Annotated in this window: 5 protein-coding genes; 2 read left to right on the top strand and 3 right to left on the bottom strand. The window is 50.4% G+C overall.

Annotated features, from left to right (window positions below):
- Positions 1–125 precede the first annotated feature (125 nt).
- Together ACN0R1_RS21010 and xdp1 are read right to left on the bottom strand one after the other, a co-directional pair.
- The gene (locus tag ACN0R1_RS21010; protein ID WP_417586114.1) at positions 126–674 is read right to left on the bottom strand and encodes a VPLPA-CTERM sorting domain-containing protein; all 549 of its coding nucleotides are present in this window, start codon (positions 672–674) and stop codon (positions 126–128) included.
- A 384-nt stretch (positions 675–1,058) separates the two neighbouring features.
- A complete protein-coding gene (gene xdp1, locus ACN0R1_RS21005) occupies positions 1,059–1,850 on the bottom strand; it encodes an exosortase-dependent surface protein XDP1 (RefSeq protein ID WP_417586113.1) in 792 nt (263 codons plus the stop codon).
- Positions 1,851–2,312: 462 nt separating this feature from the next.
- Between xdp1 and ACN0R1_RS21000 the strand changes: the two genes are divergently transcribed.
- The gene (locus ACN0R1_RS21000) at positions 2,313–2,915 is read left to right on the top strand and encodes a VPLPA-CTERM sorting domain-containing protein (protein ID WP_417586112.1); all 603 of its coding nucleotides are present in this window, start codon (positions 2,313–2,315) and stop codon (positions 2,913–2,915) included.
- Between the two features lie 152 nt (positions 2,916–3,067).
- A complete protein-coding gene (locus tag ACN0R1_RS20995; protein ID WP_417586111.1) occupies positions 3,068–3,697 on the top strand; it encodes a hypothetical protein in 630 nt (209 codons plus the stop codon).
- A gap of 75 nt (positions 3,698–3,772) precedes the next feature.
- On the opposite strand, the gene ACN0R1_RS20990 is transcribed toward ACN0R1_RS20995, so the two are convergent.
- Entirely contained in the window at positions 3,773–5,794 is a 2,022-nt protein-coding gene (locus tag ACN0R1_RS20990; RefSeq protein WP_417586110.1) for an Ig-like domain-containing protein, read from the bottom strand.
- Positions 5,795–5,932 lie beyond the last annotated feature (138 nt).

Here is a 5,932-nt window from a genome sequence, read left to right as displayed (position 1 = left end):
GCGTGCAACACATCTGCTCGAGTCAAAAATAGCTTGCAACACGGGCGGGTCCATATAAGCTCGCTCCGCGAGCGAACAACAACAATCGCCCGGAGACCGAGCTCCTACGCGAACGCCCCCAACAATTACGCCTGTTGCTTACTACGCTTCGCTTTGCGTCTCTTCAACCAACCCATACCAGCCAGGCCAGTCAAGAACAACCAGGCGGCAGCTGGCAGAGGTGTTTCGGCAATATTAGCGGAGCTGTAGAAAGTTACATTGGAGATAGCATTCTGATTAAACTCATAGCTTCCCAGTGCTGTATCAATCAAGAACACGGCCCAGACGGGACCTTGCTTGATGCCAATAGCGATCTGAGAAAACATAGAGCTAATCGACTCAGTCAGGGTAATGGTAGTCACACCGCCCTGACTGCTCCATATAGAATCGCTACCTTCAAACTTGGTTACATAAGTGTAACCTTCGCCAGCCGGGTTTATTAGAAAACCATTATTATCAGGATTACTGGTCAGATTAGTACCCGACGCACCTCGGCTAGAACCGGATAACAAGCACTCACCGCCAGACAAACTAAAGCCCGAACAGCCACCAGTATTACTCGGAACAGGAGCCGCTGACAATTTACCTGCCAACAGACACACACTGATCAGAACCAAAACAACAATTTTTTTCATAACATCACCCTGCTAGAACAACATTTGCCTTTGTAGGAGCTCACTCCGTGAGCGAAAAGCATTCGCCTTGTAGGAGCTCACTCTGTGAGCGAATATCGTTCGCCCGGAGACCGGGCTCCTACAAAATTACAACAACCACCTGTAGGAGCTCACTCCGTGAGCGAAAACCATTCGCCCGGAGACCGGGCTCCTACAAAATTGCAACAACCACCTGTAGGAGCTCACTCCGTGAGCGAATTATCATTCGCCCGGAGACCGGGCTCCTACATAATTACAACAACCACCTGTAGGAGCTCGCTCCGCGAGCGAAAAACCTTCGCCCGGAGACCGGGCTCCCACAGACCGAACCCCCACAGACCGGGCTCCTACAAGACCAGGCGGCAATTACGCGGTAGCCAGAGTCTGCTGATCACGCTTAGCTTTGCGTTTTTTCACCCAACCCATGCCAGCCAGGCCAGTCAGGAACAACCAGGCAGCGGCAGGTAGTGGTACTTCAGACACATCAATAGTGGAGAAACTGATGCCTGTCAGCTTGAAGCCTTCGTCGTAGGTTCCCATAGGGTTATCACTGAAGACTGCATTATAAACACCCACCAACCAGTACTGAGAGGTCAGGCCACCTTCAACCAGTCTAGGGGTACCGCGGGTAACGTCATCATAGGTGTTCGCATCACCTGCATTAGAAAAGCCGCTTTCCAGTAAATCGGACCAGCTCTGACCATTCAATGTAGTCAGTGGAGCTGTATCTGTATACGCCAGAACGCTAGCCCAGTTATTGTTGGTGTAGACTGCATCACCTACAGTGAAACTATCCAGAGAAACTTCCCGACCAAAGTCAAACAGGACCATCTGGTACTGACGCTGATTCTCTCTCTGCCAAGGCCGAGGTCCTGTCTGCACACTGACGTTCTCATTGGAAATACGATGATCTCCCTCCGAAGGCATACCCAATCCCCAACCAGCCCAAGTTTGTACGGCAGAACCAGAGATAGAACCGCTATTGACCCCAGAGAGACCACTTACAGTTAGCTGATCATCACCATAGGCGTATGTCAGTGAATTACGAGCGCCAGAATTGCCACTGGTGAAATTCAGATCGACAGACGCTGCTGATACAGGCGCTGCTACAGAGAAAACCAAAGCAGCCGCAGCTGCTAACTGAATAACTTTGTTCATACATCTTATCCTTAAATTAAGGTCTGTTTAATAATCAACAGGTTCCAGCCAGTGCCACCCTGAGGGTCGCTACACCAGCCAACAACTTTCAATCACGCGTTTGAATATTTCAAACAAATATCCGATTTACTGCGCATCGGTTCGATGACTGAAGCCAACTATATACAATAACATAAGCCCTAACATCGGTCCGTAGTACAATACTTTTCAAACACGAATATGAAATAAATGCTAATTTTCTCAGCAAACATTCAATTCACATAATAAATATAAGTGAATTAAGTTAATATCTATTCAAAACAATAGGTTATAAATATATACAGTGGTTGCAAACGATTGTTTTAAGGGAAAACTTCTGTAATAATTTATCCGACCCAATTTTAGGGTCTCAGTCCACGGAAATAAGTGCAGTAAACACCTGGGATTGATAACAACAAATTAATCATGGATAAGGAATCAATCATGAGAACGCTACTCCTGGCAGCTCTGCTGCTCTGCGTCAGTCCACTGACACAGGCCGCGACCATTCATTTCAATGCAAGCGGCTCCTCCCTCTTCACCCTAAACCCTAGTTACTATATGGATAACAACCGAGCCAACAGCCTAACCAACAGTGGCTATGACAGTGTTGCCACCACTACTGGCGGCCCCTATATCGCCTACAATGGTAATGAGGCTCCTCTGGTCACATTCGACTGGAACGATACAGGTACCTTTGATCTGAACAGCTTTGTAATTGCCAGTGCGTGGGGCTCGCAGACCCTGACGATCAACGGTTATACCGATGCCGTTCTTACCTATACAGCTCAACTGTTTGTTGACACCGCCGCGCGTGTCTTTCAAGCCGACTGGTTTGGCCTAACCAGCTTCAGTATCGCTACCGGCACCGACTTTGAGCAGTACTCCAACGTTGGAGGTTCCGGACAGCACTGGGCGATGAACGCCCTCACCTTTAACGAAAACCTGAGCGAAACGCCACTACCAGCGGCGGCCTGGATGTTCCTGGCCGGGATTGCCGGTGTCCTCAGCATCCGTCGCAAAGCTGCTCGTAAGGCTATCGGCTAAGTCTCACGCTAAACCTAAGACTACACACCTTTTATCGCCCGCTTTACCGGGTGATAAAAGGCCCGTATCCTGCTTGCTACGTAAACACCTTATTCGATCAACCCCATAATATACCCAGACAAAAGCTACTGGATCACAGCAGGAAAACAGCGTTGAACAACCACCTCCAAGCCTTACTCACTTGCACACAAGAACGCTGGCAACCCATTATTGGTGATCCGCATATCATGGGATGGATAACCGTTGCAGGCTATGGCATTGCGGCGATCACCGCACTAACCACCCTGGTTAAATTCCACGCACAACGCCCTAGCCGCGCCGAAGCCATTTTCTGGTATCTACTGGTAATCGGGCTGTTCTTTCTGATGCTCAACAAGCAGCTGGATCTGCAATCCTTACTAACGGCCGTTGCACGTTGTGAAGCACAGCTATCCGGCTGGTATGGCAACCGCAGGCCCGTTCAAGTGGCCTTTATCTTCGGATTAATTGTCATAGGGCTCGCCTTACTCGCGCTGCTTGCCTACCTACTACGCCATGCCTTAAGCCGACTCTGGTTGGTATTGCTAGGCATCACGCTACTAGTCACCTTCGTATTAGTCAGAGCAGTCGGCTTTCACAGCGTTGACATACTAATCGGCACTCAGCTAGCAGGCTGGCGCCTGAACTGGATTTTCGAACTAGGCGGCATCACCCTGGTAGTCATGGGATGCATATTCTACAACCGCAAAATCCAAACCCATCGCCCGGGGACCGGGCTCCTACAAAAGCGTCCCCACCTGTAGGAGCTCGCTCCGCGAGCGAATAGATACCAACCCCATCGCCCGGGGACCGGGCTCCTACATCCGGGGACCGGGCTCCTACATTATGGTTATTGTTAGGGTGGCGGTTTCGCTCTGCCCTATGCCATCAAAAAGCCGATACAGAATCGTTTCTGTTCCGACAAAACCTGGGTCAGACACATACACGGGGTGGCCTGCCTCCCAGCGGATCATCCCGTTGTCTGGGTGTTGAAGAATCACCACGCTGATACCCGTGGCCTCTGCGCTCGGTATATCCAAACGCAAAGGCACCTCCGAAGTTGCCTGGTAGTCAGCAGGGTCTACAGCCACTGGCGACATATAGTCATTCACACCTTCTGCCAGCCAGGCATATGCTGCCCGAGAGGCGAGCTCATATACGCCGCTGCGGGTTTCGTTACGGTGGACCGCCCGAATCTGGTAGTAAACATCCCCCGCTTCAGGCGCAGCATTATCCTGATATTGCAGCGCTTCTGCCGCAAGCATGGATTCGGTGAGTCTCTGGTAACCCGATGCCGCTATGTTGGAGCGATACACATGGTAGCCTTCCGGTGCTTTACCGGGAGGAGCCTGCCAGGTTAACGTCACCACACCGGCATTACGCGATGCAGAAGGGTTTAGAGGTGGCTGCGCTACATGCAGTCGTAAGGTAGGATCGCCCATCAGATTGATATGTACCTGACTTTCAAGATGGGCGTAATTGCCTCCGGGGAAAAACTCACCACCATTGTGAACATTATTGACAGTGCGCTGGTGTGAACGACCCACAGGCCAACCGGCCGCCATCTGATGCATATGCCACGCAGGCCTTGCTCCCCACCCTGCCGCTAACCCCCAATCGGGCTGTGCCAACAAAATGCGTATCGGGTTGTTTACCCCCCGCCACTTCTGCTTCCCACTACCAAAATTCAGGAAAAATAGGGCGCGGTTATCTACACCACCATAATGGGCCGAGTCGGCACCCTTCCAGTGACCAAAATCCATGGCCCATAGATAAGCCTCACTATTGAGTTCAGGTTGAAAGCTGGCGGAGTTTACATTGTCAGGACCGAACAGGGTTCTAGCCCAGCTATGCTCTTGAAAAAGATGACTGCTATTCAGCAAGGCCCGATAAGGCACCTGTCGATCACCATTTCGCCATGCATGGGTTTTATGAATATAGTCGCGAAGCAGTTCCACTTCATTTTTCTGGATCGCCGTTAGCCGGGACATATCCACTCGGCCCACCATAAGATCCACGGCTCGGGGAAGGTTGGAGTGATCGTACTTGCCATCGCGCGGAATATTAGAACCTGCTTCACCGCCCTCCTCTGAGAAAAGCTGAATATCTAACCAACCACCCTGTAAATCAGCATAATACAGATCAGTTTCATGGGCTGTTCCTTTATGTCCATCCGGTGCAGAAAATCCGGAGCGCGCAACAGGAATTTTGCCGAATAAATACAACCCTTTAATTTCAGGATCAGCAAGACTAGCCGCCTGAATAGCCGCATACAGCGCTTGATGACCACCTTGACCGTGCGGAGGGGTTAACAGGCGGGTGACGCCCCATCCATCTCCAGCAAGATCCAGCTCTAACAGGCGAAAATCCATCTCCATTTCATCTACAAGCGTTTCATCAATCACCAACAAAATATTGCCGGGCTGATCTTGCAAAGGAGCCTCAATACTCACAGCCACATAGGTGGCAGCCTGATTGTAATTTCGACTGGCAAGGGCCGGGCGGTAAACGCGATACTCGTAGTGCTTACCGGTTTCAACACTGCTGTCAGTAAAATGGGTAACCGAAGGGGGTAATACAGCCATCTCCTCAAACAGGGTCAATTCAGTGAAATCTCTGACTTTAGTACCATCCCAAATATCTCGGGACCAAAGCCCGCTTTTCACACCCAGTTCGCGACGATACACCGTAACCTGCATCTCGGTAGACGACCCTGGCTGCTGATCCCAGGAAAGATGCACACTCGGATCAGGCTCGGTTACGACCTCTATATCGACTGTTATCTGCTTTCTATCACCAAACGCATAGGGAAACATCAAACCGAAAACAACGGCCATGATTAGGATTTTATATTTCAGCATTCTATTAACTCCCATCAAATACCGCCCAGCTCTGTGTTCAAAATAAACACTATATAACATCCCCCCTGTAGGAAATAAGATGGACCCGCCCCCCTAACAATGTGCCATGCTTAATCTGTAGAGAAAGCAAACCGGCAT

It is taken from the genome of Nitrincola sp., from assembly GCF_048264025.1.
GTDB lineage: Bacteria > Pseudomonadota > Gammaproteobacteria > Pseudomonadales > Balneatricaceae > Nitrincola.
Note: the sequence above shows the minus strand (reverse complement) of the source record. Positions and strands in the feature narration are given on the sequence as shown.

What these genes read in the sequence shown, in the direction of transcription:
- ACN0R1_RS20990 (WP_417586110.1), bottom strand. Translation starts at nt 5,794, where the DNA reads ATGCTGAAATATAAAATCCTAATCATGGCCGTTGTTTTCGGTTTGATG.
- xdp1 (WP_417586113.1), bottom strand. Translation starts at nt 1,850, where the DNA reads ATGAACAAAGTTATTCAGTTAGCAGCTGCGGCTGCTTTGGTTTTCTCT.
- ACN0R1_RS21000 (WP_417586112.1), top strand. Translation starts at nt 2,313, where the DNA reads ATGAGAACGCTACTCCTGGCAGCTCTGCTGCTCTGCGTCAGTCCACTG.
- ACN0R1_RS21010 (WP_417586114.1), bottom strand. Translation starts at nt 674, where the DNA reads ATGAAAAAAATTGTTGTTTTGGTTCTGATCAGTGTGTGTCTGTTGGCA.